This window comes from Ferrovibrio sp., from assembly GCF_965278975.1.
Lineage (GTDB): Bacteria > Pseudomonadota > Alphaproteobacteria > Ferrovibrionales > Ferrovibrionaceae > Ferrovibrio.
The window spans coordinates 1,103,572-1,129,009 of sequence record NZ_OZ257126.1 but is presented as its reverse complement, the minus strand read 5'-3'; the positions used below and the strand labels follow the sequence as shown (position 1 = coordinate 1,129,009).

Below are 25,438 nucleotides of genomic sequence, written 5' to 3'. Positions count from 1 at the left end.
GCGCTACCTGATCCGCGCCGCGTAATAGGCTTTCAGGTCGAGGAAGCGTTGCCAGAAGCCGGCGATGCGGCGACCTTCCGCTGCCAGCACCAGCGTATCCAGATGGGTGTGCCAGCCGGGGCCGACATTCTGCATCAGCTCGGTAGTGAGGCGGCGATGGGTCAGCACCAGGCGGACCTTGCCGCCAGCCTGCTCTGTCAGTTCGAAGGTCACTTCCGAAACCGGCTGGCCAGCTTCGCTGCCATCCTCGCCCCAGGTGAAGGCCAAGAGGCGCGGCGGCTCAAGCTGCGTGATGCGGCCCAGCAATGTGGCGCCATCGCAGCCGCAATACTCGGCCGGCGTCGGGTCCGGCTCGCTGCTTAAAGTCCCATTCCAGAATTCCAGCGCCACTTTGCCGCCCAGGCGCAGCTCCATCGGCCCGCCAGCCAGCCATCGGGCGCGCAATTCCGGCTCGGTGATGTAGCGCCACACGCGTTCCATGGGGCCGGGCAACAGGCGGGTGAAGCGCACCGCGCCGGATTCCAGCACCTCGCCATAATCATGGCTGTTCAGCACGGGCGCGGCCTGGTTCATGGCGTGTCGTCCTTCATGAGTTCAGCTTCCAGGGTATCGAGTTTCGGCCCCCAGAAGCGCCGCACCCCTGCCAGCCATTGCTCCATGGCGGCGAAGCCGGCGGGGTTGAGGGCATAGATGCGGCGCTGCGCATCCACCTGCTGCGTCACCAACCCGGCCTGGCGCAGCACCTTGAGATGCTGCGACACGGCGGGTGCGGAGAGCGCGAAACGCTGCGCAATCGAGCCGGCCGGCAGGGGGCCGGGGCCGAGCAGTTCGATGATCTGCCGCCTCGTGGGATCAGAAAGCGCCGCGAAAGTCTCCATGGCGGCTTTATTTCATATTATACTTAATTAAGTCAAATAAAAATTAATCACGCCGCAAAGCGATCCAGGTCGCCAGGCCGGCAGTGCTGGCGGTCAGCAGGCTACCCCAGGCCATGTCCACCAGGGTCACGGCTACCGGCCAGCCGACGATGGTTGCCTGGTTGGTGAGATCATAGGTGCCATAGGCGACCAGGCCGAAGCCTGCGCCATGCAGCACGGCCCGCCTGGCGGAGGCAGCAACGAGCGCCGGCCGCAGCACGAACCAGGCAACACCGGCTGCGTAGAGCAGGTAGAAGCCGATGGCCGCCCACAGCACCGGCATGTCGTTCAGCCTGTCGCCCAGCAGCGGACGATAGAAAGCGGGGGCGGCGAGGCTGAGCCAGATGGCATCGGCAAAGGCCATCAGCAGCAGCAGAGCCAGGGTGGCGGTGGCGAAGCGGCGGCGCGTGAGAGATGCAGTCATGCCGGCATTTAGAAGCCGACATGCCATCACGGCAAGGACTCAAATTCGCGTGACATCGGTGATCCAGGCGCTTGCGCCGCCATGATCATTTCGGTGTGCGGCCGCCTACTTCGGCTGCGGCACAATGCGCAGATAGGGTTTCGGCGCCTGCCAGCCGTCGGGATATTTCTCCTTGGCTTCCTCGTTGCTCACCGAGCCGGCGATGATCACATCCTCGCCCTGCTTCCAATTGGCCGGCGTCGCCACCTTATGCTTGGCGGTGAGTTGCAGACTGTCCACCAGGCGCAGGATCTCGTCGAAATTGCGCCCCGATGTCATCGGATAGGCGAGCTGCGCCTTGATCGCCTTGTCCGGCCCGACGATGTAGACCGTGCGCACGGTGAGGTTATCCGCCGCCGTGCGGCCCTGCGAGGATGCGCCGGCATCTTCCGGCAGCATGTCGTAGAGCTTGGCGATGTTGAGATCGCCATCGCCGATCAGCGGATAATCCGGCAGGAAGCCGGTGACATCCTTGATATCGCCAACCCAGCGATGGTGGTCGCTTACCGGATCGACGCTCAGGCCCAGCACCTTCACATTGCGCTTGTCGAATTCCGGCTTCAGCTTCGCCACCGCGCCAAGCTCTGTGGTGCAGACCGGGGTGAAATCCTTCGGATGCGAAAACAGGATCGCCCAGCCCTCGCCGACATAATCATGGAACTTGATGCGGCCCACCGTGGTATCGGCCTCGAAATCCGGTGCCTTGCTGCCAATGCGCAAACCCATGGTTTCCTCCTGCTGCTGCTTCGCCGAGTGCTGCTTTATCGAAGCATTGAAAGTAGGGCGCGGAAGCCGCGCGGAAAAACAAAAGTTTTTTGTCGGCCACATGAAACCATGCTTCCGCATAAAAGCGGCGTAACGTTTTTGCCTCAGGCCAGCGCGCCGGCCGGAATATGGGTGATGGTCACATCGGGCTCGCCGCTGGCCGGTGGCGGCGCCGCCCCGATCCAGTCGCAGACGGTAATGCCGATCAGGCCGCTGACCAGTCCATCGGCTTCCTCGGCCAGCGGCAGCATCAGGCGGCCGCCGCGCGCGAAGCGGTCGGTCAGGCGATAGATCATGCCATGCATGTACAGGATATGGCCCTGCTCCGGCAAAGGCCGCCAGCGTTGCATTGTCGCCGCCAGGGTGTGGGCCGGCATACTTTCATCGAGCCAGGTATTGCGCATACTGCTGCGGTTGAGGCGGTCGCGGAACACGGCTTCGATCTGTTCGCCAGCCAGGCGGTAGCGATAGCGCCAGTTGCTGCCATCGGCACCGGCGGCTGCCACGCAATCGACCAGGAACAGATACGGCAAGGCCCAGGGGATATGCAGCGGATCGATATCGCTGCGCCGGGGCATCATGCGGCCCTGGCGGCGGCTGAGCCAGTAATCCGCCAGATGCCGCAGCATCGGCTCGGCGATCATGCCGAAATGGCTGGCGGTTTCATGCCGCTCGGCCAATACCGGCTGCATACCGGGTTCGGATGGCAGGGATTCCGGCGACGGAGAGAAGGGCGGCGGCATGGCCGAATGGCGTGTCCTGATCGTGCGATCAGCGAGTCTATCGCGGCGGATGTACCATCGCATCCGGAAATCCCGCAGCCAGGACGGGAATATGAAAAAGGCCCGGCTGGAACAGCCGGGCCTTGCTCGAAATGTAGACCGTATGCGGCTTACTTCTTGGTGTTGGCGAAGTAGCTGGTCATCAGGTTCTTGTAGTCCGGGATATGGTCGGCCAGCAGCTTGGCCAGGCCTTCGATATCGTTGCGCCAGTCGCGATGCAGCTCACAGGCAACGCCGAACCAGTTCATCAGCTGCGCACCGGCCTGGCTCATGCGGTTCCAGGCCGCCTGCTGGGCGATCTCGTTGAAGGTGCCGGAAGCATCGGCCACCACGAAAACCTCGAAGTCTTCTTCCAGGGCCGAGAGTGCCGGGAAGGCAACGCAGACCTCGGTGACCACGCCGGCGATGATCAGCTGCTTCTTGCCCGTCGCCTTCACGGCCTTGACGAAATCCTCGTTGTCCCAGGCGTTGATATTGCCGGGGCGGGCGATGTAGGGCGCATCCGGGAACATCGCCTTCAGTTCCGGCATCAGCGGGCCGTTCGGGCCATCCTCGAAGCTGGTGGTCAGGATGGTCGGCAGGTTGAAAAACTTGGCCAGGTCGGCCAGCGCCATCACGTTGTTGCGGAACTTGTCCGGGTCGATATCGCGCACCAGGGAGAGCAGGCCGGCCTGGTGATCGACCAGCAGCACGGCGGCGTTGTTCTTGTCGAGGCGGTTATACTTCTTGCCCATGATCGTCATCCTTTTGCGGTTGAGAGCGGTGTCTCGGGGTTTCGTTTCATCTCTGGCGGCGGTGTCGTTCGCCGGTGAGAGAACCCTACGCAAAAGCGGCGCTGAGCATTAGCCGGGTTGTCCCGGACCTATTGTCCGGCACAACAGAACAATCATTTCTTCGGTTTGCGGGCAGGTTTCGCCGCCCGGCGCAGCCAGGGCGGCGTGCCGGCGAAGCTCGCCGCCAGATGGTCGATCATGGCGCGCAGCTTGCGCGGCATGTGGCGGCTCGGCGGATACACGGCATGGATCGCATCGGGCAGCGGCCGGATCTGCGGCAGCAATTCAATCAGCGCGCCGCTCTCAATCGCGCGGGCCAGGATGAAGCGCGGCAGCACGATGATGCCAAGGCCGGCTATCGCCATGTCGCGCATCGCCTCGCCGTTATTCACTACCAGGCGGCTGCTGGTTTCCACCACGCGGGGATCGCCGCCGGGCTTCTCCGGCTCGAAGCGCCACAGCCGGCTGGCATGGGCATTGGCATAGTCGATGCTGGCATGGCCGGCCAGATCGGCCAGGGTTTTCGGGGTGCCGTGCTTCTTGGCATAGGCCGGGCTGCAGCACACCACGCGGTCGCTGTCGCAGAGCTTGCGCGCCATCAGCGCGGAATCGCCAAGCCGTCCGATGCGGAGCGCCAGGTCATAGCCGCCGCCGATGATATCGACGGCGCGGTCGTCGAAATCCAGCGCGATCTCAAGCTGCGGGTGCTTGAGCGCGAATTGCGTGATCACGGGGGTCAGGTATTCCACGCCGAAGCTGATCGGCGCCGTCATGCGCAGGCGCCCCAGCAGCGGCCCATCGGCATGGGCGGCATCGTCCACGGCCTGGGCGATGCCGTCAGCCAGCGGCGACAGGGTCTCGAACAACTCGCGCCCGCGCTCGGTCGGCGCCACCTGCCGCGTCGTGCGCCGCAGCAGTTCCACGCGCAAGCTGTTCTCCAGATTGCGCACGCGGTCGCTGATCACGGATTTCGCCACGCCAAGCCGGGTGGCGGCCGCCGTGAAACTGCCGGCCTTCACCACCTCAAGAAACGCCAGGATGTCGTCGTAACGCTGGGTCATGCGGCATGGTCGCAGTGCCGCGCACAAAAGAAAAGGCCCGGTGTTGCCACCGGGCCTTCCTTGTACTCCCGAACGGGGAGAGCAGCGGGACTTAGAAGTCCATGCCGCCCATGCCGCCCATACCGCCCATGCCGCCCGGGGCGCCGCCCGGAGCAGCCTTCGGCTCCGGCTTGTCGGCGACCATGGCTTCGGTGGTGATCAGCAGGCCGGCCACCGAGGCGGCGCCCTGCAGGGCGACGCGCACGACCTTGGTCGGGTCGATGACGCCGGCCTTCACCAGGTCGGTGTATTCTTCGGTCTGGGCGTTGAAGCCCCAGCTGGTGTCCTTGGACTCGAGCAGCTTGCCGGCAACCACGGCACCGTCAACGCCGGCATTCTCGGCGATCTGGCGCACCGGAGCCTGCAGGGCGCGGCGGATGATTTCCACGCCATGCTTCTGGTCCGAGTTCTCCACCTTCACCTTGTCGATGGCGCGGGTCGAGTACAGCAGCGCGGTGCCGCCGCCCGGCACGATGCCTTCTTCGACCGCGGCGCGGGTGGCGTGCAGGGCGTCGTCAACGCGATCCTTGCGCTCCTTGACCTCGATCTCGGTGGCGCCGCCGACCTTGATGACGGCCACGCCGCCAGCCAGCTTGGCCAGACGCTCCTGCAGCTTCTCGCGGTCGTAGTCCGAGGAGGTTTCCTCGATCTGCGCCTTGATCTGGCCGCAACGGGCTTCGATGTCCTTCTTCTTGCCGGCGCCGCCGACAACGGTGGTGTTTTCCTTGTCGATGGTCACCTTCTTGGCGGTGCCCAGCATCTGCAGGGTCACGGTCTCCAGCTTGATGCCGAGATCTTCCGAGATCAGCTGACCGCCGGTCAGGATCGCGATGTCTTCCAGCATGGCCTTGCGGCGGTCGCCGAAGCCAGGAGCCTTGACGGCGGAAACCTTGAGGCCGCCGCGCAGCTTGTTCACCACCAGGGTGGCCAGCGCTTCGCCTTCCACGTCTTCCGCGATGATCAGCAGCGGACGACCGGTCTGCACCACGGCTTCGAGCACCGGGAGCATGGCCTGCAGGCCCGACAGCTTCTTCTCATGCAGCAGGATGTAGGGGTTTTCCAGCTCGCAGAGCATCTTCTCGGCGTTGGTGATGAAGTACGGCGACAGGTAGCCGCGGTCGAACTGCATACCCTCGACGACGTCGAGCTCGGTCTCCAGGCTCTTGGCTTCCTCGACGGTGATCACACCCTCGTTGCCGACCTTCTCCATCGCCTTGGCGATCATGCCACCGATTTCGGTGTCGCCGTTGGCGGAGATGGTGCCGACCTGGGCCACTTCCTTGGCGCCGGCGATCTTCTTCGAGCGACCCTTGAGGTCTTCGACGATCTTCTCGACCGCGAGGTCGATGCCGCGCTTCAGGTCCATCGGGTTCATGCCGGCGGCAACGGCCTTGGCGCCTTCGCGCACGATGGCCTGGGCCAGCACGGTGGCGGTGGTGGTGCCGTCGCCGGCCTGGTCATTGGCCTTGGAAGCGACTTCGCGCACCATCTGCGCGCCCATATTCTCGAACTTGTCGGAAAGCTCGATTTCCTTGGCGACGGTGACGCCGTCCTTGGTGATGCGCGGGGCGCCGAACGACTTGTCGAGCACCACGTTGCGGCCCTTCGGGCCCAGGGTCACCTTGACGGCGTTGGCGAGGATGTCCACGCCGCGCAGCATCTTGTCGCGGGCGTCGGAGCCGAAGCGAACGTCTTTAGCAGCCATAATCGTTTCTCCTTAAGAGACTGTGCTTTTGGAATAGGGCGCTGACTTAAGCGGCCTTGGACTTCTTGGCGGGGGTGCCTTCGATCACACCCATGATGTCGGACTCCTTCATGATCAGGAGATCATCGCCATCGATCTTGACTTCGGTGCCGGACCACTTGCCGAACAGCACGCGGTCGCCAACCTTGACGTCCAGCGCCTGCACCTTGCCGGCCTCATCGCGGGCGCCCGGGCCAACGGCGACAACGTCGCCCTGCATCGGCTTTTCCTTGGCGGTGTCCGGGATGATGATGCCACCAGCGGTGCGCTCTTCCTCGGCTACGCGCTTCACCACCACGCGGTCGTGCAACGGACGAAACTTCATGCAATCCTCCTCTGTGATATCGCTAGGGCCCATGGGCCCAGGGTAAAAATCCTGAAGCCAACCCTCCCGCCCTCATCTTAAGTTGTTGAAAAACAACAGATCGAGGCGGTTTGTTAGCACTCCCCCCAGGAGAGCGCCAACTACCTAGGGATTCCCGGCACGACTGTCAAGGTGGCCGCCTTGATTCCGCATACGGATCAGCCCGTCTTATCAAAAACTGACATGACTCAGCCGGGCCCGCTGTATAGATAGTCGGGCTACACGCTCCAGCATGTAGCCCATGATCTCGATACGTTCATATATGGTGATAATGATCAGCGCCCTTGTGGCGCTGGTGGTGTCGTTGCAGCTTTTTGCCGCCTATTCGGAATACCGCAATATGGTGGTGGAGCGTGGCCGGACCCTGGCTTTCGCGGCCGAAAGTGCTGCCCTGCGCATCGAGAGATTCCTGTCCGATACGGAAATCGCACTGAGCAGCGTGGCCGACAGCGACGGCGTCGCGGCCCTGGACCCGACCCGCTGCCAGGAAGCCTTCCAGAATTCCCTGCGTTTTCTCACGCAATTCAGCAATATGACGACGGTGGACCGCACCGGCAGGGTGGTTTGCAGCGCCGCCCCGATTCCGCCGGGTGAAACCCCCAGCATCGATCCGCAATATTACCTGTCGAAATTGCTGCAGCGGCCCGAATTCACTGTCGGCGAACTCAATCCCAAGGGCACGGTCACCGGGGTGATGCATGTCGCGCTGGCCTATCCGATCGGGCCGGCCTATCCGGACGATATCGGCGCGGCGCTCGGCGTTGTCGCCGGTGCCATATCCTTCAGTCTTGATCCGCACCGGCTGCCATTGCTGCTGCCGCGGCTTCCCGGGGTTGAGGCTTATGTCGTATCGCCGAAAGGCATGGTCGTGCTGGCGAGTCCGGAAGTGCAGGACGCCATCGGCAAGCCTTTGCCAAAAGGCCTGGAACTGGACCCGGCGGCGAAGGGTGCGATATGGCGTGAGAATACCGATGGGCCGGGTCATCAAGCCTACATCGTCGCGCAGATGCATGTTCTGAACAAATCCGACTGGAAGATTCTGGTGGTACAGCAGCGCGATGCCGCGCTGCTGCAGGCCAGGCAGGCTTTCTGGCACCGCATTGCCGTTGAAGCCGTAGTTATGGTGCTGCTGATTTGCATCGCCGGCTTGCTGAGCCGCGAGATTTATCATCCCATGGCAGCCTTGGCCAAAGCCCTGGACCGTATCCGTGACGGAAGCGAAGCTGCCCGTATCAAGGTTGCAGGGCTTCGCGAGGTCCGGCTGATTGCTGCCAGTGCAAACCGCATGCTTGATGCCCTGGGGCAGCGCCAGGAGGATCTGCGCCAGCGCGAAGAACGGCTCACTCTTGCCTTTGTCGGCAATCGGGATGGCGTATGGGATTGGCATATTCCAAGCGGTTGCGTCATTCACAGTGATCGCCTGGTATCCATGCTTGGCTATGCACCGGGCGAATTGAAGCCGGAAGCCACCACATGGAATTTCCTGGTGCACCCGGATGACCGTGCGGCGGCACTGGCCAGGCTGCGGAGCCATACAGCCGGCGAAACCGCCACCTACAGGAGTGAGCACCGCATGCTCACCAAGGATGGGCAGTATAAATGGATTCTGGATCGCGGCGCGGTGGTGGAACGCGATGTGACCGGATTGCCGCTGCGTGCGGTCGGGACCTATTCCGACATTGATGCCCGCAAACAAGTGGAAGAGCGCCTGCTGCAGGCCGGCGTGGTATTCGACAAATCACCGCAGGCGATCGTCGTCACCGACGCCAACAACATCATGCGCCATGTCAATCCGGCCTTCGAGCGGGTGACCGGCTATACCGCCGAGGATGCCATCGGCCAGCGGCCATCGCTGCTTTCCTCCGGCCGGCAAAGCGGCGAATTCTATGCCGAAATGTGGGCCGCCATTGAGCGCGATGGCGAGTGGGGCGGTGAAGTCTGGAACCGGCGCAAGGATGGCAGCATCTACTGCGAATGGCTGTCGATATCGCAGATGCGGCAGGGCGATACGGTCACCGGCTATATCGGCATGTTCATCGACATCACTGAACGCAAGAATGCCGAGGCGCTGGTGCAGTGGCAGGCGGATTTCGATCCGCTCACCCGCCTGCCAAACCGCCGGCTGGTGTTGGATCGTATTGACCGCGCTACCCGGCAGGCCATGCGGGATCATAGTGATGGCGGCGCGGTTCTGCTGCTCGATCTGGATCATTTCAAGGAAGTGAACGATACCAAGGGCCATCTTGTGGGTGATGCGTTGCTGCAGGAAGTGGCGCGGCGGCTGCAGTCGGTTCTGCGCGATACCGATACGGTGGGCCGGCTTGGTGGTGACGAGTTTGTGGTGCTGCTGCCCTATCTGCCGCAGGAAGCCGTGCCGGGCGTGATCGAAAAGCTGCGGGCAGTGCTGGGTGCTCCGCTTTCGCTTGACGGCAGCGACATGCAGATATCCAGCAGCATCGGCGTGGCGATGTTCCCCGGCGATGCCGAAGATCCGACCGCCCTGCTGCGCATGGCTGATACCGCCATGTACGCTGCCAAGAAAGCCGAACGCGGCAGCTGGCATTTCTTCGCGCCATCCATGCAGCACGAGACCGAGCAGCGACTGGCCTTGCTGAGCGATTTGCGCCGCGCCATCGCACAGGAAGAATTCGAACTATTCTACCAGCCGATCCTGCGGCTGCAGGATGGTGCCGTGAGCAAGGCCGAGGCGCTGCTGCGCTGGCGGCATCCGCAGCGGGGTTTGGTATCTCCGGGTGAATTCATCCCGTTGCTTGAGGAAAGCGGCTTGATTCACGACGTTGGTTTCTGGGTGATCGAGCAGGTGCTGCGTGACCGGACAACCTTGCTGCAGGCCAGATGCAACATCGAGCTGGCGGTAAATGTCTGCACCAAGCAGTTCGATCGCGACGATTTCGTGCCGCGTGTCGCCGCTTTGCTGGAAAAACACTGTATCTGGCGCTCCATCACGCTGGAAGTGACCGAAAGCATGGCGCTCAATGATGCCTATGAAGCCCATACCAAGCTGGAACAGCTGGTTGCCGCCGGCGCTTGTATCGCACTGGATGATTTCGGCACCGGCTATTCCTCGCTCAGTTATCTCACCACCCTGCCGGTGCAGGTACTGAAGATCGATCGCAGTTTCCTGATGGGAGCCGAGACGGATCCAGCCCTGGCGCGCTTGGTGCGTGCCATCGTCGATCTCGGGCATGATCTCGGCCTGCAGGTGGTGGCGGAGGGCGTTGAAACCGAATCCCAGGCGGACGCCCTGCGTGACATGCAGTGTGATCTTGGCCAGGGCTACCTGTTCAGCAAGCCGCTCCCCCTGGCGGATTTCATGCAACGCTATGCTTTGCAGCTGGAAACAGCGTAGATTGTCGGGATGCCGACGCTCGATGACCTGCCGACCCCTAGCCTGATTCTCGACCTTGCCCGCCTGGAGCGGAATGCCCGGCGCATGCGCGAACGGGCGGCTTTACTCGGGGTGCAACTCCGGCCGCATCTCAAGACCGCCAAATCGGCCAGGGTGGCCAAGCTGGCCCATGACGATGCATTCGGCCCGGTCACGGTCTCGACCCTGGCGGAAGCCGCCTATTTCGCCCGCGAGGGCTTCACCGACATTCTCTATGCCGTTGGCATCGTGCCGGCCAAGCTGGAGCAGGCCGCCAGTATCATGCAGGGCGGTGTCGATCTGAAGCTGATCACCGATGACGTGGAGGCGGCCGCAGCGATTGCCGCACGCGGCCGGGCGCTGGGCGTAACCTTCCGCGTCATGATCAAGATCGATACCGGACTCGGCCGCGCCGGCATCGCGCCGGATGCCGACCTGCTGCGGCCGCTGGCGGATGCGCTCTCGCAGCCGGGCAGTGAGCTTGCCGGCGTGCTGACCCATGCCGGACATTCCTATCATGCCAAAAGCCCGGTTGAGATCGCGGCGATTGCCGAGGCCGAGCGTGCCGGCGTGGTGCGGGCTGCCGAAAGGCTGCGCGGCTTCGGCCATGCCTGCCCGATTGTCTCGGTCGGTTCGACGCCGACTGCGCTGTTCGCCGAGAGCCTCGCCGGCGTCACTGAAATGCGGCCGGGCAATTATGTGTTCTTCGATCTGTTCCAGGCCAGCCTGGGCACCTGCGCCATGACTGATATCGCGGTTTCCGTGCTGGCTTCGGTCACCGGGCGGCATCGCTTGCGCAATCATCTGCTGATCGATGCCGGCGGCCTGGCGCTGTCGAAGGACATCGGTGCCAACGAGCATCGCCCGCATACCGGCTATGGCCTGGTCTGCCTGCCCGGTGGCGCCATGCCTTTGCCCGGCCTGGCGGTGACCGATGTGCACCAGGAACATGGCCTGATCGGGCCCGCCGATCCTGCCGCGCACCAGGCCAGCCTGCCGTTCGAGCGTTTCCCGGTCGGCAGCCGGCTGCGCGTGCTGCCGAACCATTCCTGCATGACCGCGGCGATGTATGACCGCTATTATGTCGTTTCCGGCCAGCCGGGCGACAACGGCGCCATCATCGCCGAATGGGACCGCGTCAACGGCTGGTGAGGCGCCCGTGGATGACGCCTTCCGCACCAGTATCGGTCACCAGGGGCTGCATACGCTCTATGATTACTGGCGTGAATTGAAAGCTGGGCGCACGGCACCGCCGCAGCGCTCCAGCTTCGATCCGCTGCGTTTCGGTCCGCTGCTGTCCTCGCTGATCATCAATGAGGCGCTGCATGGCCAAGCCGCCGATGGCGGCGTGCGTTTCCGCATCCGGCTTGAGGGCGATGATATCGTGCGGGCGCGCGGCTCTTCCGCCAAGGGGCGCTATCTCGACGAGCCGGGCGTGCTGCTGCTCAACCCGGAAGCCACGATTAATGAGTATCGCGGTATCGTGGCCAGCGGCCAGCCCTCCTACAGTGAAGGCCGTTTTCATTATGCGCAGCACCGCTATGGCCGCATGTACCGGCTGGCGCTGCCTTTCGCCGGGCTTGAGCATCCCGAGCGGGTGGATTTCCTGTTCGTCGATTTCCGCTACGAAATCTGATCAGGGCTTCCCTCCAGATCAGGGCTTTCTGGGCGCCCCAATCGCATAGGTCATGGTGGCCTGGGCCACCGGCGCATCGTTGCCCAGGGCATGGAACAGCACCTCGCCGAAGGCCAGGCTGCGGCCCAGCCGCATCACGCGCGCATCGCAGAGCAGGTCGGTATCGATGGCGGCGCGGAAAAAGCTGGTATTCTGGCTCACCGTTGCCATATCGGCGAAACCATCGCGGGCGGTGGAAACCGCGAAAGCCATGGCGGTATCGGCCACCGCCATGATCGCGGGGCCTGAGACCGCGCCGCCGATGCGCTGAAGCCGGGAGTTGTTCGGCAGCCGCAGCCGCACATGGCCCTTCTCCAGGCTCTCGAAACGCAGGCCCAGCTCGTTGATCCAGGGCGGGAAATTCTGCGTCAGGATGGCGTCGGCCTCGGCCTTGGTCAGCATGCTCATGTGTCGCACCTCTCCATGCATCGACTATAGCCGAGTTCGGCGCAAGAGCGCTTCATCTTGATATGGAATCATCTGTGTTTAGCCTGGAGACGGCAGGCCACCAGGAGGAGCGCGCAGCAGGTACCTTGCGGTACCTGCAAGCGTTTCGACGCCGTGGATGCCGCCTCCAGGCTAAACCCTTCGGGCCGCTGGTATCCGGCCTTTTGGTGCGTCGCGCGGCTTGCCCGTAGCCCCACTACGCGCTGCGCCGCGCTCCTACCAGAAGGCCGGATACCAGCGGCGCCGGCGGTTCCATATCAATATGAAACGCTCTAAAACAGCGGCCATGACCGAAGTGAACTCCCGCCGCGTCGCCGCAGCCCTGCTGCAGGCGGTGCTGGAACGCCGTCGAGCGCTTGATGAGGCCATGGCCGATCCGGCGCTTGGCTTTGCCAAACTGCCGGATCGCGACCGTGGCTTCGTGCGCCGCCTGGTGGCCGGCACGCTGCGCCGCCTCGGCCAGGTGGATGCGCTGCTGAAGGGTTTTGTCGAGCGGACACCGAAGGGCCTGCCGCTGCATGCCATGCGGCTCGGCCTCTGCGACCTGCTGTTCCTCGGTACGCCGCCGCACGCCGCCGTATCCGCCGCCGTCGAAATCCTGCCCCAGGGCGCCAAGTCGCGCGGCCTGGTCAATGCCGTGCTGCGCCGCGCCGACCGCGAGGCCGCCGCCGTGATCGCCGCGCAGGATGAAGCCCTGCTCAATACGCCCGGCTGGCTCAGGCGGCGCTGGGAAGCGGCTTGCGGCAAGGAGGTGGCGCGCGACATCATGCGGGCGCATCTGGCGGAGGCGGCGCTGGATATCACCGTGAAGGGCAATGCCGAAAGCTGGGCTGCGCAGCTCAACGCCGTGCTGCTGCCCAATGGCAGCCTGCGGCGGCTGGAGGGCGGCGCGGTGGATGGCCTGCCGGGATTCAATGACGAAGCCGGCGCGCAATGGTGGGTGCAGGATGCCGCGGCGGCCTTGCCGGCAAGGCTGTTCGGCGACCTGAACGGCAAACTGGTGGCCGATCTCTGCGCCGCGCCGGGTGGCAAGACGGCGCAGCTGCTGTCCATGGGTGCCGAGGTCTATGCCATCGACCGTTCCGAGCCGCGTTTACAGCGGCTGAAGCGCAACCTGACCCGACTCGGCCTCAAGGCCCGCGTGCGCACCGCCGATGCGGCGGTCTGGACGCCCGATGAAGGCCAGCTTGATGGCGTTCTGCTGGATGCGCCCTGCTCGGCCACCGGCACCATCCGCCGCCACCCGGAATTGCCTTATATCAAGCAGGAAAGCGATATCGCCAAGCTGGCCGACTTGCAGCGCCGCCTGCTGGAACATGCCGTGTCGCTGCTCAAGCCCGGCGGCCTGCTGGTCTATGGCACCTGCTCGCTGGAGCCGGAAGAGGGCGAGGCGCAGCGCGACTGGCTGCTCACCCATGCCGAACTCGAACCGTTGCCGATCACGCCGGAGGAACTTGGCGTGCCGGCAGTGATGATCGATGCCAGGGGTGCGTTGCGCAGTCTGCCCTGCTATTGGCCCGAACATGGCGGCATCGACGGCTTCTTCGCCGCGCGCTTCCGAAAAAAGAGCTAGGGGCCGCAGCCTAGACCGCGAAGCTTTCCTCGACGCCGCCATTCAGCGAGAAGCAGGCGATGTTGAGCGGACCGCCGAAACCGGCGCCGCCATCGAGGCAGGCGGTGAAGGCGCCGAGATGCGGTCCTTCGCCCTGCGGATTGGCACCGGCGATGACGCGGCGGAATCCGGCATAAGGCTCGCTCATGCCCTGGAAGGCGGGCGAGCCCCACCACAGATGATCGCCCTGGGATTCCAGCGGCTGCTGCGGATCGATGCCGGCATGCACGAACAGCAATTCGCCGCCCTGGGTGAAGGCGGCGCGGCGCTGCGCCGCGAAGAGTTCGTCATGGCCGGGATATTTGCGGATCGTGGCGCGCAGCGCATTGGTCCAGCGGCTGACGCTGCGCGCGCCTTCGCGCAGGATGCCGGGCACCTTGTCCGGATCCTCGCCATAGGCACGCAACGTGGCTTCCAGGCCGTGGCGCCGCATCCAGTCGAACACCGCGCCGGGGCCGGCGGCAAACTGGATCTGCAGCAGCTTGCGCCACATCTCTTCCTGCGCGCCTTTCAGGTAGACGATGTCTTCCGGCATGGCGCCGGGCAGACAGAGGAAATCGCGGCGGAACAGCACCAGTTCGTCCAGCGTCGCGATCGCCGCGTCGCCATAGCCGATCATGTTGCCGAGATAGACCAGCCGGTCGCCCGGCAGCAGCCGCATCGCCAGTTCCTGGTGCGCTTCGCGCAGGCGCTGCACATCGGCGCGCAGGGCTGCCATGGCCCAGACGCGCCGCGCACCGCGCAGAACGGCGAAGGCCTCCGCGCCGGCCGGAATGGGTGGGCCAGGGCTGCGGGGCCTCGGATCGTTCACGGCGCCGTCACGCCGCCTTGAGGTATTTGTCCAGCTTCTTCGCCGCGCTGTCTTCGTCGATGCGCTCGACAGCGGCCAGTTCGCGCACCAGGCGGTCCAGCGCGCTTTCGTAGATCTGGCGCTCGGAATAGCTCTGGTCCGGCTGGCCGGCATTGCGATGCAGGTCGCGCACCACTTCCGCGATCGATACCGGGTCGCCGGAATTGATCTTGGCTTCGTATTCCTGGGCACGGCGGCTCCACATCGCCCGCTTGATGCGGGCGCGGCCTTTCAGCGTGTCCAGCGCGGTGCGCATCTTCTGCGGCGAGCTGAGCTTGCGGATGCCCACGGAAGTAACCTTGGTGAGCGGGATGCGCACGGTCATCTTGTCGCGCTCGAATTCCACGACCATCAGGTCGAGATCGAAGCCAGCGATAGACTGCCGTTCAATACGCAGAACCTTGCCCACGCCATGGGTGGGGTAAACAACATGATCACCGGCACTGAAATCCACTTTGACCTTCGCTGGGGGAGTTTTGGGTTGCACGATCTTGCTTGGCGCGGCGGGCTTGGGTTCCGGTGGCTTCACGGGCTGCGGTAGCGGCCGGGTCGGCGCGGCGGAAACCGCCATCGGCTTTACCGGGCCTTTCGGCACCGGCTTTGCCGCCTCGGCCTTGCCCGGCTTGGCGGCGGGTTTCGCCGCCTCGGGCTTGGCCGCCTTGGGCGCGGCGGTGGGAGTAGCCTTCGGTGTTTCCGGTTTTGCCGCCTTGGCCGGCGCGGCCGCCTTGGGGGCGGGCTTGGCCGGAGCGGCGGGCTTCTTGGGTGCCGGCGCGGGGGCCGGCTTCTTGGCCGCTGCGGCGGCTTTCTTCGGCGCCGGGGCCGGCGCGGCCTTCTTGGCGGGGGCGGGTGCCGGCTTCTTGGCCGGAGCCGCCGGCTTCGCCGGGGCGGATTTCACGGGCGCGGATTTCCCCGTAACAGGCTTTGCTGGGGCGGCGGCCTTTACCGGCGCCGTCTTCTTCTCGGGCTTCTTCGCCACCGCTGCCTTGGCTGCCGGGGCGGCTGCAGCCTTCTTGTCCTTGGCTTTCTTCAAAGCTCCACCTCATAAAACGGCCAAGCGTCCCGCCGGCCCTGGCTGGTCCAGGGCAGAAATGCCAAATCCGGGTCCCGGCAAAGCCGGCAACCGGTACACAGGGCGAACAGGGGCGGAAAACCCGGCACTTTTCAGTAGAATCCCTGAAAAGCGTTGTTATTCGGTTACAAATATACCACAGCCGGGCCCTATTTGACAGGACCCTTCACGGCAGAGGGGCGGAATCCCAGGATTTTACGGGTGCTGGCTGGTTTCAGCCCGGATTGGGATCCAGCATGGCCAGCTTGCCGGGCTTGCCCTTCCATTCATCGGCATCGGCCGGGGCCTCGCCCTTGCGGGTGATGTTTGGCCATTTGGCGGCATAGTCGCGGTTGAGTTCCACCCACTCGGCGGCGCGGCCGTCGGAATCCGGGATAATCGCCTCGGCCGGGCATTCCGGCTCGCAGACGCCGCAATCGATACATTCGTCGGGATTGATCACCAGCATATTGGCACCAACGTAGAAGCAGTCCACCGGACATACTTCGACACAGTCCATATACTTGCACTTGATGCAATTCTCGGTGACGACGTAGGTCATGCTGACGAGATCCTCGGGGGCTGGTGCGCAGCCCTGCCATATAGGGCCTGGGTCGGCGCGGGCAACCGGGTAGCATGGCGGCCCCGAGGGGTCAATCGCCAATCACCTGATATATTCTTCGGTATTCCGGGGTCCAATCCTGGGGCTATATTTCCACATAACTGGCTTGGGCTTCCGGTGCCGGACCACGGCGCTGGGGCAGGCTGAGCAGGCGTACCACCTTCACCCCGCCAGCCAGCGGCAGGGTCACCACATCGCCGATCCGCACCAGATTATGCGGTTTCTCGGCAACACGGCCATTGATGCGGATGCGGCTTTTGCCGATCAACTTCTGCGCCAGGGCGCGCGTCTTGCAGAAACGCGCCTGGTGCAGCCACTTGTCCAGCCGCAATGTATCCAATGCCTCGGGCATGGCGGTATCATACCGCTCGCACCTTCTATCGTCATGCCCTGCGGAGGCAGGGCATCCACGAGTTATTTTCGGTGTAAAAAATAAACTCGTGGATGGTCCGCCTTCGCGGACCATGACGGGCTTTGTTGCATCCTCAGGCCCGCGTGGTTTCCGCCAGCCAGCCGATCACGTCGCGCAGGGCCTCGATGCGGCTCAGGCCCTCGCTGCGCTTGGCACGGTAGAGCGCCATCTGCTGCGCTGCGCTGGTGCCGCGCGCAAGAATGGTGCGGGCATGCTGCACCTCGGCCACGCAATCCAGCGCCTCGGCATCCTCGGCAATCAGGCCGAGCAGGTTTTCGACCACGGTGGCGAAAGGCACGATCTGGCGATTATCGAAATCGATCTGGCCTTCGGTGGTGCCATAGCGTTGCGCGCGCCAGCGGTTCTCCTCGATCAGCAGCCTGGTGTGGTTGCGCCAGGTGCCGTTGATCTCCGGCCGGCGGCGCAGCAGACGCACCATGCAGCGATACAGCGCCGCGATGCACAGCGTGTCCTCAAGATGGGTGCAGGAATCCGCCACGCGCAATTCCAGTGTCGGAAAACGCGTCGAGGGCCGGATCGCCCACCATACATGGGTCGCGTCCTCGATCACGCCGGCGGAAACCAGGGTATCGATATAGCCCTGGTAGTCGGCCAGGTTGACGAAGAAATCCGGGATGCCGGTGCGCGGCAGTTCGTCATAGGCGGCGAGGCGGTAGCCCATCAGTCCGGTGGGATACTTGGCCCAGAACGGCGAGGATGAACTCAGGCCCAGCAGCAGCGGCAGGAATGGCAGCATGCGGTTCATCACATCGATGCGCACATGCGGATCCTTCACCTCCACATGCACATGCAGGCCGCACAGCATGTTGCGCCGGGCGAGGAATTTCAGGTCATTCGCCATCTTGTGATAGCGCGGCTTGTCGGTCGGCGATTGTTCAGACCACACCGCCAGCGGATGCGTGCCGGCGGCAAAAACCTGCATGTCGAATTCCGCCGCCGCCTCGGCCAGCGCGCGGCGATAGCGGCGCAGGGCCTGACGTGCTTCTTCCAGCGAGGAACAGATCGGCGTGCCGACTTCGATCTGCGACTGCAGCAATTCCGGGGTCACCTGTTCACCCAGCGCGCCACGGAAGCGCCGGATCAGGGCGCGTGGCATGCGGGCGATGGTGTTTTTGCTGTTGGCTTCGGCGAGGAAATACTCCTCTTCAATGCCAAGCGTGTAGGGCTCGTGCATGGCGGGCTCCTTCTGGTTCCATTGGTTGATGCGCAGCACTGAACGGCAATTGGGGCGGGAATGTGGCGAATCTGCTGGTAATTCAGGGCATTCAAACTGTAGAACTTGGGGAACAGATGGGGGGAGTAAGCATGCCGCAAACAGTTTCGGCGGATAAATCGCGTGCGTTCGCGTTCCTGTGCCTGTGTGTCGCGTTCTTTCTGTCAGGCTTTGCTGCGCTGATTGATCAGATCGTCTGGCAGCGCATGCTCGGCCTGTTCGCCGGCTCGGACTCAGTCACCGCGGCCCTGGTGGTTGGCGCCTTTCTGCTCGGCCTCGGCGTTGGCAGCCTTGCCGCCGGTCTGGTCACGGATCGCCTGTCGATGCGCGCAGCGCTGATCGGCTTTGTGCTGTGCGAAATCGGCATCGGTCTCTTTGCGCTGCTCAGCCGCGCCTTCCTTTATGATTTCGTGGTGCAGGTGATCGGCCCGCTGGTGCCGAACCGCTGGGGCATCTTCGCCGTCTGCTTCGGCGGCATCCTGATTCCCACTGTGCTGATGGGCGCCTCGCTGCCGTTGCTGGCGAAAGCCGCCATCACCAGCCTGGCCGATGCCGCACCGCGCATCGGCTGGCTCTATGGCCTCAATACGCTCGGCGCCGGCCTGGGTGCATTGCTTGGCGGCTGGTGGCTGATCGGTACGCTGGGCTATGAAAATTCCCTGCGCGTCGCTGCCGCCTTCAATATCGCCGCCGCCCTGATCGGCCTGATCCTGTGGCGTGGCGAAGCCAGCCTGACGCAGCAGGCGGCGGATGAGGTGGCAAAAGAAGCAGCACGCAGCACGCCACGGGCAACCACCGGCTTCAACTTCGTCACCTGGGCGGTGCTGGTCTTCGTCTCCGGCTTCGCCATCGTGGCACTGGAGATCCTCTGGGTGCGTGTTGCCGGCGTGATCGCGCAATACACGGCCTACAGCTTCGCCACCATCCTCGGCTCCTTCCTGCTCGCCGATGGCCTCGGCATGGTGATCGGCGCGCAATGGGTGCGCCGCCTGCGCGATACCCGCGCCGCCTTCTTCGCCGTGCAGGCGCTGGCCACGCTCTATGCGCTGGCCTCGATCTATGGCGTCTACTGGCTTGCCGGTGCCGATTGGTGGGAAGCCTTGCTCGCCGCCGAAACCACGCGGCATTACGGCCAGCCGCTGGCCGCTGCCTTGTTCGTCACCGTGCTGCTGGTGGCTCCTCCCTCGCTGCTGCTCGGCATCTCCTTCCCGCTGGCGCAGCAGGCGGTGCAGACCGATCTGAGCCAGCTTGGCTGGCGCGTCGCCGCCGTGCAGGTGGCGAATATCCTCGGCAATGCCGCCGGTTCGCTCGCCACTGGCCTGGCCGCTCTGCATTGGCTCGGTACCGCCGGCACGCTCAAGCTGATCGCGCTGCTCGCCGTTGCCCTGCTGCTGTTCTGGTGCCTCACGGCATGGCGCGAGCGCCAGCCGGAAGCCTGGCGCGGCGCTGGTGCCCTGGCTGCCGTGCTGACGGCCGTGGTGGTGCTGTTCCCGGCCAACGCCACCTTCTGGGCGCGGCTGCATCAGGCGGCGGAAGAGCATGAAATCCTTGTCGCCGAGGACCGCTCCGGCCTGGCGCTGTTCCGCTTGAGCGACGATGGCGCCGCCTCGCCCTTCTTCATCCAGGGCTTCACCCAGTCGAAATGGCCGTTCATGGTCGAACATGCCTTCCTTGGCGCGGTCGGGCCGCTGCTGCATCCCGATCCGAAGGATGTGCTGGTGATCGGCTCGGGCAGCGGCGGCACGCCGTTTGCCGCCGGTGTCAATCCGGCGACGCAACATGTGCGCGTGGTCGAACTGGTCGGGCCGGTATTCCAGGTGCTGCGGGATTTCGCGGCGCGCGAACCGGATTCGGCGATTGCCAGCCTGCTGAAAGACCCGCGCTATGAATTCGTCGTCGGCGATGGCCGCCGCGCCATCTTCGCCACCGAGAAGCGTTATGATGTGATCCAGGCCGATGCCATCCTGCCGGAATCCTCCCATAGCGGCCTGCTCTATTCGCGCGAATTCATGGCCCTGGTGCTGGATGCGCTGGATGACGATGGCATCTATGTGCAATGGGGGCCGACGGCGCGCAGTGTCGCCACCTTCGCTGCCGTGTTCCCGCATGTGGCGATGTTGCAGCCTTTTCCGGTGCTGATCGGTTCGCGCCTGCCGCTCACGCTGGATCATGAGCGGCTCAAGGCGGTGTTCAGCTCCGATGTGGCGCGGCGCTATTTCGCCGCCGCCGGCATCGATACCGCCACCGCCGAGCGGCTGTTCCACGAGGCCGTGCTGCATGGCCCTGCCGTGCCGGCCGGCGCAACGCTGAATGCCGATCTGTTCCCGCGCGATGAGTATTACATCAACAACCGCCTCGGCGCCGCGACGGTGAAGCGGGGGTCTTGAGTGTAAATGCCTCGCACTAGCCGGAAGCGGCAGGCTGCGCTAGCTTAAGGCCATGCCCGACCGTCAACGTACCCTGCTGCTCACCGGCGCCAGCCGCGGCATCGGCCATGCCACCGTGAAGCGCTTCAGCGCCGCCGGCTGGAAGGTCCTTACCGTGTCGCGCCAGCCGTTTTCCGAACATTGCCCCTGGGAGGGTGGTGCCGAAAGCCATGTGCAGATGGATCTGGCGGATATTGCCAAGCTGCCTGCCGCCATCGAGGATCTGCGCGCGCGGCTGCCGGGCGGCCAGCTCGATGCCCTGGTGAACAACGCCGCGATTTCGCCCAAAGGGCCCGGCGGCTCGCGTCTTGGCGTGCTCGGCACCGATCTCGCCACCTTGCAGCATGTCTATAATGTGAACCTGTTCTCGGTGATGCTGCTGGCGCGCGGCTTTTTCGAGGAACTCAAGGCGGCGCAGGGTTCCATCGTCAATGTCACCTCCATCGCCGGCAGCCGCGTGCATCCCTTTGCCGGCATGGCCTATGCCACCTCCAAGGCGGCGCTGGCGGCGCTGACCCGCGAGATGGCCTCGGAATTCGGCCCCCATGGTGTCCGCGTCAACGCCATCGCGCCGGGCGAGATCGATACCTCGATCCTGTCCCCGGGCACCGACGAGATCGTGCGCCGGGAAATCCCGATGCACCGCCTCGGCAAGCCGGAGGAGGTCGCTTCCACGATCTATTTCCTGTGCACGCCGACCTCGTCCTATGTGAATGGTGCTGAAATTCACATCAACGGCGGCCAGCACGTTTAATTTTACATTCGGGCCTTGTTATCGCCGCTACCCTCCGCTAGCTTTTTGCACAGCGGACTCGCGTAATATAACGCGTAAGCCCGTTGCTGTGCGGAAATCCCTCCACCGAGCGGAAAAATGGCGCTGAACGGTAAACGCATCCTGCTGATCATTTCGGGCGGCATCGCCGCCTACAAGGCGCTGGAGCTGATCCGCCGCCTGCGCGAGCGTGGCGCTGCCGTGCGCTGCGTGCTCAGCCGCTCGGCGCCGCAATTCGTCACGCCGCTATCGGTCTCGGCGCTGTCCGGCGACAAGGTCTATGGCGACATCTTCTCGCTCACCGATGAAGCCGAGATGGGCCATATCCAGCTTTCCCGCGATGCCGACCTGCTGGTGGTGGCGCCGGCCAGTGCCGATATCCTGGCGCGCATGGCCAATGGCCTGGCCGATGACCTCGCTGCCACCGTGCTGCTGGCCACCGACAAGCCGGTGCTGGTGGCGCCGGCGATGAATGTGCGGATGTGGCTGCATCCGGCGACCCAGCGCAATGTGGGGCAGTTGAAGGCCGATGGCGTCAGTTTCATCGGTCCGAACGATGGCGAGATGGCCTGCAACGAATATGGCCCCGGCCGCATGAGCGAGCCGACCGAAATCGCCGACGCCGTGGAGACTTTCTTCAGCCAAGGCAAGCCGCTGGCGGGCCGCAAGATCATTGTCACTTCCGGCCCGACCTATGAGCCCATCGATCCGGTGCGCTACATCGCCAACCGTTCGTCCGGCAAGCAGGGCCATGCCATTGCCGCCGCGCTGGCGAAAGCCGGGGCCGAGGTGGTGCTGGTATCGGGTCCGGTGAACCTGCCTGATCCGCCGGGCGTGAAGACGATCCATGTGGAAGCGGCGCGCGACATGTTCTCCGCCTGCTTCCTCAACCTGCCCGCCGATGCCGCGATTTTCGCCGCCGCCGTGGCTGATTGGCGCGTTGCTGTCGAGTCTGATCAGAAGATGAAGAAGCAGGGTGAACTGGCGCCGGCGCTGCAACTGGCCGAGAACCCGGACATCCTGCGCGCCATTGCCACCACGGATGCCAAGCGCCGGCCGGCCTTGGTGATCGGCTTTGCCGCCGAGACCGAGAAGGTGGTGGAGTATGCCCGCGCCAAGCTGAAGAAGAAGGGCTGCGACTGGATTCTCGCCAACGATGCCAGCCCGGCACACGGCGTGTTCGGCGGTGACGAGAATACGATTCATCTGGTGACGCCGGATGCGGTGGAAGACTGGCCGCGCATGAGCAAGCAGGCCGTCGCCGATCAGCTTACGGCGCGGATTGCCGCGCATTTCAATGGAAAAGCCCAATGAGTGACGTTGCCGCTTCTGTTTCCATAGCCGTTCGCCGTCTGCCGCATGGCGCCGATCTGCCGCTGCCGGCCTATGCCACGCCGGATTCCGCCGGCCTCGATCTGCTCGCCGCTATCGCGGAGCCGATCGTGCTGCAGCCGGGCGAACGCAAACTGGTGCCGACCGGGCTTGCCATAGCCTTGCCGGCGGGTTTCGAGGCCCAGGTGCGGCCGCGCTCCGGCTTGGCCCTGAAGCATGGCGTCACCGTGCTGAATTCGCCCGGCACCATCGATGCCGATTACCGCGGCGAGATCGGCGTGGTGCTGATCAATCACGGCGCCGTGCCGTTCACCATCAACCGGGGCGAACGTATCGCCCAGATGATCGTTGCCGCCTATGCCCGCGTTGCCTGGCAGGCGGTGGATGATCTTGATACCACGCAGCGCGGCGCCGGCGGTTTCGGTTCGACTGGCGTGAAGGTCGCAGGAGGCTAATGAGATGTTGAAGTGTACGCGGCGCACCATGCATGCGCTGGAGGCGGTGGTGGATATTGCCTTCCATGCGCGGCCCGAACCGGTACAGTCGAAGGATATCGCCGCGCGCCAGGGCGTGCCGCAGCGCTATCTGGAACAGGTGATGCAGCATCTGGTGCGCAATGGCGTGCTGAAGGGTGTGCGCGGACCGCGCGGCGGCTACACGCTGGCGCGCGAACGCCGCCGCATCACGGTCGGCGAAGTGGTGCGCATCGTGTCCGAACTGGATGCCGAGGGCGAGGAGGATGCCGTGGCCGGCTCCGAGCTTGGCCGCCGCACCGTGCAGCCGATCTGGGAGGAATGCCAGGCGGTGATCATGGAGCGGATCGACCGCATCACGCTTGAGGATCTGTGCAACCGCGCCCAGACCCAGGGCATTGACGCCCCGCTCGAGGGCGCCGACAATTTCGCCATCTGACCCAGTAGAACATAAAGGCCGGGAAGCCATGTCAGCCCCATCCGTTTCGAATCCCCCGCGCGGCCGCATCTACAATTCGATTGTGGATACCATCGGCGCCACGCCGCTGGTGCGTATCAACCGCCTCACCGAGGAAGCTGGCGCCAAGGCGACGATCCTGGCCAAATTGGAATTCTTCAATCCGCTGGCTTCGGTGAAGGATCGTATCGGCATTGCCATGATCGAGGCGCTTGAGGCCCAGGGCAAATTGAAGCCCGGTACCACCATCGTCGAGCCGACTTCGGGCAATACCGGCATCGCGCTGGCTTTCGTTGCCGCCGCCAAGGGCTATCGCCTGATCCTGGTGATGCCGGAAAGCATGTCGCTGGAGCGGCGCAAGATGCTCAAGTATCTCGGCGCCGAGATCGAGCTGACGCAGCCCGGCCAGGGCATGCGCGGCGCCGTGGCGCGGGCCGAGGAATTGCTCAAGGAAATTCCCAACGCGGTGATGCCGCAGCAATTCGACAACCCGGCCAACCCGGCGATCCACCGCGCCACCACGGCCGAGGAAATCTGGGCCGACACGGCGGGCGCCGTGGATGTGGTGATTTCCGGTGTCGGCACCGGCGGCACGCTCAGCGGCATCGGCGCGGTGCTGAAGCAGCGCAAGCCGGGCCTGCGCATGGTGGCGGTGGAGCCCGAGGACAGCCCGGTGATTTCCGGCGGCCGTCCGGGTCCGCACAAGATCCAGGGCATCGGCGCCGGCTTCATCCCGGGCAACCTGGATACCAAGCTGATCGACGAGATCATCACCATCGGCAACGAGACCGCCTTCGAGACCGCGCGCCGCCTGGCCAGGCTGGAAGGCATTCCGGGCGGCATCTCGTCCGGTGCGGCGATGGCCGCCGCGCTGGAAGTGGCGACGCGTCCCGATATGGCCGGCAAGACCGTGGTGGCGATCATTCCGTCCTTCGCCGAACGCTATCTCTCCACCGCCCTGTTCGACGGCTTGTAACATGGCGGCGTTCTCGCGGGACGAACTGGAGCGTTATGCGCGCCATATCATCCTGCCGGAATTGGGCGGTGCCGGGCAGCAGGCGCTGAAACGCGCCCGCGTGCTGATTGTCGGCGCCGGCGGGCTTGGTTCGCCGCTGGCGCTCTATCTCGCTGCTGCCGGCATCGGCACGCTTGGCATCGTCGATGATGATCATGTGAGCTTGAGCAACCTGCAGCGCCAGGTGCTGCATGTCACCAGCCGCATCGGCCAGCTCAAGACCGAAAGCGCCGCCGTCGCCATCGCCGACCTCAACCCGCATGTGCGAGTGATCGAGCATAACCTGCGGCTTGATGAGTCGAACGCGGCCGATGTCTTGCAGGGCTATGACATCGTCGCCGATGGCAGCGACAATTTCTCAACCCGTTTCCTGATCAGCGATCTCTGCCATGCGCTGGGCAAAACCCTGGTCACCGCCGCGATCCTGCGCTTCGATGGCCAGCTCAGCGTGTTCAAGTCGCATCTGGGCCAGCCGCATCCCTGTTACCGCTGCGTCTTTCCGGCGCCGCCGCCGCCCGGCAGCGTGCCGGCCTGCGCCGAGGCCGGCGTGGTTGGCGCGCTGGGCGGCGTGATGGGCAGCATGCAGGCGCTGGAAGTGATCAAGGAAATCGCCGGTATCGGCGACAGCCTCTCCGGCCGGTTACTGTTATATGACGCCCTGCGCGGCGATATCCGCACAGTGAAGCTGAAGCGCGATCCGGCCTGCCCGACCTGCGGGCAGGAGCATCAAGGGGAGCATAAGGGGGCGGTGTCCTGAGCCAGGATAT

The 25,438-nt window shown here is 64.4% G+C and carries 26 protein-coding genes; 11 read left to right on the top strand and 15 right to left on the bottom strand.

What is annotated here, in order from left to right:
• Window positions 1-3 precede the first annotated feature (3 nt).
• From ACQY7X_RS05375 to groES, 9 genes are all read right to left on the bottom strand, one after another.
• A complete protein-coding gene (locus ACQY7X_RS05375) occupies window positions 4-573 on the bottom strand; it encodes an SRPBCC family protein (protein ID WP_428248827.1) in 570 nt (189 codons plus the stop codon).
• The gene (locus ACQY7X_RS05370) at window positions 570-878 is read right to left on the bottom strand and encodes an ArsR/SmtB family transcription factor (protein WP_428248826.1); all 309 of its coding nucleotides are present in this window, start codon (window positions 876-878) and stop codon (window positions 570-572) included. The genes ACQY7X_RS05375 and ACQY7X_RS05370 overlap by 4 nt, the downstream gene beginning before the upstream one ends.
• 43 nt (window positions 879-921) lie before the next feature.
• Entirely contained in the window at window positions 922-1,341 is a 420-nt protein-coding gene (locus ACQY7X_RS05365) for a DUF2177 family protein (protein ID WP_428248825.1), read from the bottom strand.
• Window positions 1,342-1,446: 105 nt separating this feature from the next.
• A complete protein-coding gene (locus ACQY7X_RS05360) occupies window positions 1,447-2,106 on the bottom strand; it encodes a peroxiredoxin (protein WP_428248824.1) in 660 nt (219 codons plus the stop codon).
• Between the two features lie 143 nt (window positions 2,107-2,249).
• A complete protein-coding gene (locus ACQY7X_RS05355; RefSeq protein ID WP_428248823.1) occupies window positions 2,250-2,951 on the bottom strand; it encodes a PAS domain-containing protein in 702 nt (233 codons plus the stop codon).
• 86 nt (window positions 2,952-3,037) lie between these two features.
• A complete protein-coding gene (ycaC, locus tag ACQY7X_RS05350; protein WP_428248822.1) occupies window positions 3,038-3,661 on the bottom strand; it encodes an isochorismate family cysteine hydrolase YcaC in 624 nt (207 codons plus the stop codon).
• Window positions 3,662-3,813: 152 nt separating this feature from the next.
• Window positions 3,814-4,761, bottom strand: coding sequence for a LysR family transcriptional regulator (locus ACQY7X_RS05345; protein WP_428248821.1), 948 nt, complete (start codon window positions 4,759-4,761; stop codon window positions 3,814-3,816).
• Between the two features lie 91 nt (window positions 4,762-4,852).
• The gene (gene groL / locus ACQY7X_RS05340; protein WP_428248820.1) at window positions 4,853-6,505 is read right to left on the bottom strand and encodes a chaperonin GroEL; all 1,653 of its coding nucleotides are present in this window, start codon (window positions 6,503-6,505) and stop codon (window positions 4,853-4,855) included.
• Window positions 6,506-6,551: 46 nt separating this feature from the next.
• Window positions 6,552-6,869: a co-chaperone GroES gene (groES, locus tag ACQY7X_RS05335; RefSeq protein ID WP_428248819.1), complete on the bottom strand. Its 318-nt coding sequence runs from the start codon at window positions 6,867-6,869 to the stop codon at window positions 6,552-6,554.
• Between the two features lie 310 nt (window positions 6,870-7,179).
• Here groES and ACQY7X_RS05330 point away from each other — a divergent pair, with 310 nt between their 5' ends.
• The 3 genes from ACQY7X_RS05330 to ACQY7X_RS05320 are packed head-to-tail and all read left to right on the top strand — an operon-like array spanning window position 7,180 to window position 11,932.
• On the top strand, window positions 7,180-10,278 hold the full coding sequence (locus ACQY7X_RS05330) for an EAL domain-containing protein (protein WP_428248818.1): 3,099 nt from the start codon (window positions 7,180-7,182) through the stop codon (window positions 10,276-10,278).
• A gap of 9 nt (window positions 10,279-10,287) precedes the next feature.
• Entirely contained in the window at window positions 10,288-11,448 is a 1,161-nt protein-coding gene (locus ACQY7X_RS05325) for an alanine racemase (RefSeq protein WP_428248817.1), read from the top strand.
• Window positions 11,449-11,455: 7 nt separating this feature from the next.
• A complete protein-coding gene (locus tag ACQY7X_RS05320) occupies window positions 11,456-11,932 on the top strand; it encodes a PAS domain-containing protein (protein ID WP_428248816.1) in 477 nt (158 codons plus the stop codon).
• An 18-nt stretch (window positions 11,933-11,950) separates the two neighbouring features.
• Here ACQY7X_RS05320 and ACQY7X_RS05315 read toward each other — a convergent pair whose 3' ends face one another.
• Window positions 11,951-12,379, bottom strand: coding sequence for a PaaI family thioesterase (locus ACQY7X_RS05315; RefSeq protein WP_428248815.1), 429 nt, complete (start codon window positions 12,377-12,379; stop codon window positions 11,951-11,953).
• A gap of 325 nt (window positions 12,380-12,704) precedes the next feature.
• Between ACQY7X_RS05315 and ACQY7X_RS05310 the strand changes: the two genes are divergently transcribed.
• Window positions 12,705-13,991: an RsmB/NOP family class I SAM-dependent RNA methyltransferase gene (locus tag ACQY7X_RS05310; protein ID WP_428248814.1), complete on the top strand. Its 1,287-nt coding sequence runs from the start codon at window positions 12,705-12,707 to the stop codon at window positions 13,989-13,991.
• Between the two features lie 10 nt (window positions 13,992-14,001).
• Here ACQY7X_RS05310 and ACQY7X_RS05305 read toward each other — a convergent pair whose 3' ends face one another.
• From ACQY7X_RS05305 to ACQY7X_RS05285, 5 genes are all read right to left on the bottom strand, one after another.
• Window positions 14,002-14,841, bottom strand: a complete 840-nt coding sequence (locus ACQY7X_RS05305; protein WP_428248813.1) for a hypothetical protein — start codon at window positions 14,839-14,841, stop codon at window positions 14,002-14,004.
• 7 nt (window positions 14,842-14,848) lie between these two features.
• Window positions 14,849-15,334, bottom strand: coding sequence for a CarD family transcriptional regulator (locus tag ACQY7X_RS05300; RefSeq protein ID WP_428250033.1), 486 nt, complete (start codon window positions 15,332-15,334; stop codon window positions 14,849-14,851).
• 829 nt (window positions 15,335-16,163) lie between these two features.
• Window positions 16,164-16,490 carry a ferredoxin FdxA gene (gene fdxA / locus ACQY7X_RS05295; protein ID WP_341978667.1) on the bottom strand — a complete coding sequence of 109 codons (327 nt, stop codon included), beginning with the start codon at window positions 16,488-16,490 and terminating at the stop codon, window positions 16,164-16,166.
• Between the two features lie 145 nt (window positions 16,491-16,635).
• Window positions 16,636-16,902 (bottom strand): RNA-binding S4 domain-containing protein, encoded by a 267-nt coding sequence (locus tag ACQY7X_RS05290; protein ID WP_428248812.1) that lies wholly within the window; start codon window positions 16,900-16,902, stop codon window positions 16,636-16,638.
• A 133-nt stretch (window positions 16,903-17,035) separates the two neighbouring features.
• Entirely contained in the window at window positions 17,036-18,157 is a 1,122-nt protein-coding gene (locus tag ACQY7X_RS05285; RefSeq protein WP_428248811.1) for a carboxylate-amine ligase, read from the bottom strand.
• Window positions 18,158-18,288: 131 nt separating this feature from the next.
• Here ACQY7X_RS05285 and ACQY7X_RS05280 point away from each other — a divergent pair, with 131 nt between their 5' ends.
• From ACQY7X_RS05280 to ACQY7X_RS05250, 7 genes are all read left to right on the top strand, one after another.
• Complete coding sequence (locus tag ACQY7X_RS05280; RefSeq protein ID WP_428248810.1) at window positions 18,289-20,583, top strand: fused MFS/spermidine synthase; 2,295 nt, start codon at window positions 18,289-18,291, stop codon at window positions 20,581-20,583.
• A 52-nt stretch (window positions 20,584-20,635) separates the two neighbouring features.
• Window positions 20,636-21,376, top strand: coding sequence for an SDR family NAD(P)-dependent oxidoreductase (locus tag ACQY7X_RS05275; RefSeq protein WP_428248809.1), 741 nt, complete (start codon window positions 20,636-20,638; stop codon window positions 21,374-21,376).
• Window positions 21,377-21,493: 117 nt separating this feature from the next.
• Entirely contained in the window at window positions 21,494-22,708 is a 1,215-nt protein-coding gene (gene coaBC / locus ACQY7X_RS05270) for a bifunctional phosphopantothenoylcysteine decarboxylase/phosphopantothenate--cysteine ligase CoaBC (protein ID WP_428248808.1), read from the top strand.
• Window positions 22,705-23,181 carry a dUTP diphosphatase gene (gene dut, locus ACQY7X_RS05265; protein WP_428248807.1) on the top strand — a complete coding sequence of 159 codons (477 nt, stop codon included), beginning with the start codon at window positions 22,705-22,707 and terminating at the stop codon, window positions 23,179-23,181. The genes coaBC and dut overlap by 4 nt, the downstream gene beginning before the upstream one ends.
• A 4-nt stretch (window positions 23,182-23,185) precedes the next feature.
• Entirely contained in the window at window positions 23,186-23,638 is a 453-nt protein-coding gene (locus tag ACQY7X_RS05260) for an Rrf2 family transcriptional regulator (RefSeq protein WP_341978674.1), read from the top strand.
• Between the two features lie 28 nt (window positions 23,639-23,666).
• On the top strand, window positions 23,667-24,632 hold the full coding sequence (gene cysK, locus ACQY7X_RS05255; protein ID WP_428248806.1) for a cysteine synthase A: 966 nt from the start codon (window positions 23,667-23,669) through the stop codon (window positions 24,630-24,632).
• A 1-nt stretch (window position 24,633) separates the two neighbouring features.
• Window positions 24,634-25,428, top strand: a complete 795-nt coding sequence (locus ACQY7X_RS05250; RefSeq protein WP_428248805.1) for a HesA/MoeB/ThiF family protein — start codon at window positions 24,634-24,636, stop codon at window positions 25,426-25,428.
• Window positions 25,429-25,438: the final 10 nt, after the last annotated feature.

What these genes read in the sequence shown, in the direction of transcription:
- ACQY7X_RS05250 (WP_428248805.1), top strand. Translation starts at nt 24,634, where the DNA reads ATGGCGGCGTTCTCGCGGGACGAACTGGAGCGTTATGCGCGCCATATC.
- ACQY7X_RS05315 (WP_428248815.1), bottom strand. Translation starts at nt 12,379, where the DNA reads ATGAGCATGCTGACCAAGGCCGAGGCCGACGCCATCCTGACGCAGAAT.
- coaBC (WP_428248808.1), top strand. Translation starts at nt 21,494, where the DNA reads ATGGCGCTGAACGGTAAACGCATCCTGCTGATCATTTCGGGCGGCATC.
- ACQY7X_RS05325 (WP_428248817.1), top strand. Translation starts at nt 10,288, where the DNA reads ATGCCGACGCTCGATGACCTGCCGACCCCTAGCCTGATTCTCGACCTT.
- ACQY7X_RS05260 (WP_341978674.1), top strand. Translation starts at nt 23,186, where the DNA reads ATGTTGAAGTGTACGCGGCGCACCATGCATGCGCTGGAGGCGGTGGTG.
- ACQY7X_RS05275 (WP_428248809.1), top strand. Translation starts at nt 20,636, where the DNA reads ATGCCCGACCGTCAACGTACCCTGCTGCTCACCGGCGCCAGCCGCGGC.
- fdxA (WP_341978667.1), bottom strand. Translation starts at nt 16,490, where the DNA reads ATGACCTACGTCGTCACCGAGAATTGCATCAAGTGCAAGTATATGGAC.
- ACQY7X_RS05375 (WP_428248827.1), bottom strand. Translation starts at nt 573, where the DNA reads ATGAACCAGGCCGCGCCCGTGCTGAACAGCCATGATTATGGCGAGGTG.
- groL (WP_428248820.1), bottom strand. Translation starts at nt 6,505, where the DNA reads ATGGCTGCTAAAGACGTTCGCTTCGGCTCCGACGCCCGCGACAAGATG.
- ACQY7X_RS05370 (WP_428248826.1), bottom strand. Translation starts at nt 878, where the DNA reads ATGGAGACTTTCGCGGCGCTTTCTGATCCCACGAGGCGGCAGATCATC.
- ACQY7X_RS05290 (WP_428248812.1), bottom strand. Translation starts at nt 16,902, where the DNA reads ATGCCCGAGGCATTGGATACATTGCGGCTGGACAAGTGGCTGCACCAG.
- ACQY7X_RS05355 (WP_428248823.1), bottom strand. Translation starts at nt 2,951, where the DNA reads ATGCGATGGTACATCCGCCGCGATAGACTCGCTGATCGCACGATCAGG.
- dut (WP_428248807.1), top strand. Translation starts at nt 22,705, where the DNA reads ATGAGTGACGTTGCCGCTTCTGTTTCCATAGCCGTTCGCCGTCTGCCG.
- ACQY7X_RS05330 (WP_428248818.1), top strand. Translation starts at nt 7,180, where the DNA reads ATGATCAGCGCCCTTGTGGCGCTGGTGGTGTCGTTGCAGCTTTTTGCC.
- ACQY7X_RS05360 (WP_428248824.1), bottom strand. Translation starts at nt 2,106, where the DNA reads ATGGGTTTGCGCATTGGCAGCAAGGCACCGGATTTCGAGGCCGATACC.
- groES (WP_428248819.1), bottom strand. Translation starts at nt 6,869, where the DNA reads ATGAAGTTTCGTCCGTTGCACGACCGCGTGGTGGTGAAGCGCGTAGCC.
- ycaC (WP_428248822.1), bottom strand. Translation starts at nt 3,661, where the DNA reads ATGGGCAAGAAGTATAACCGCCTCGACAAGAACAACGCCGCCGTGCTG.
- ACQY7X_RS05280 (WP_428248810.1), top strand. Translation starts at nt 18,289, where the DNA reads ATGCCGCAAACAGTTTCGGCGGATAAATCGCGTGCGTTCGCGTTCCTG.
- ACQY7X_RS05285 (WP_428248811.1), bottom strand. Translation starts at nt 18,157, where the DNA reads ATGCACGAGCCCTACACGCTTGGCATTGAAGAGGAGTATTTCCTCGCC.
- ACQY7X_RS05365 (WP_428248825.1), bottom strand. Translation starts at nt 1,341, where the DNA reads ATGACTGCATCTCTCACGCGCCGCCGCTTCGCCACCGCCACCCTGGCT.
- cysK (WP_428248806.1), top strand. Translation starts at nt 23,667, where the DNA reads ATGTCAGCCCCATCCGTTTCGAATCCCCCGCGCGGCCGCATCTACAAT.
- ACQY7X_RS05345 (WP_428248821.1), bottom strand. Translation starts at nt 4,761, where the DNA reads ATGACCCAGCGTTACGACGACATCCTGGCGTTTCTTGAGGTGGTGAAG.
- ACQY7X_RS05310 (WP_428248814.1), top strand. Translation starts at nt 12,705, where the DNA reads ATGACCGAAGTGAACTCCCGCCGCGTCGCCGCAGCCCTGCTGCAGGCG.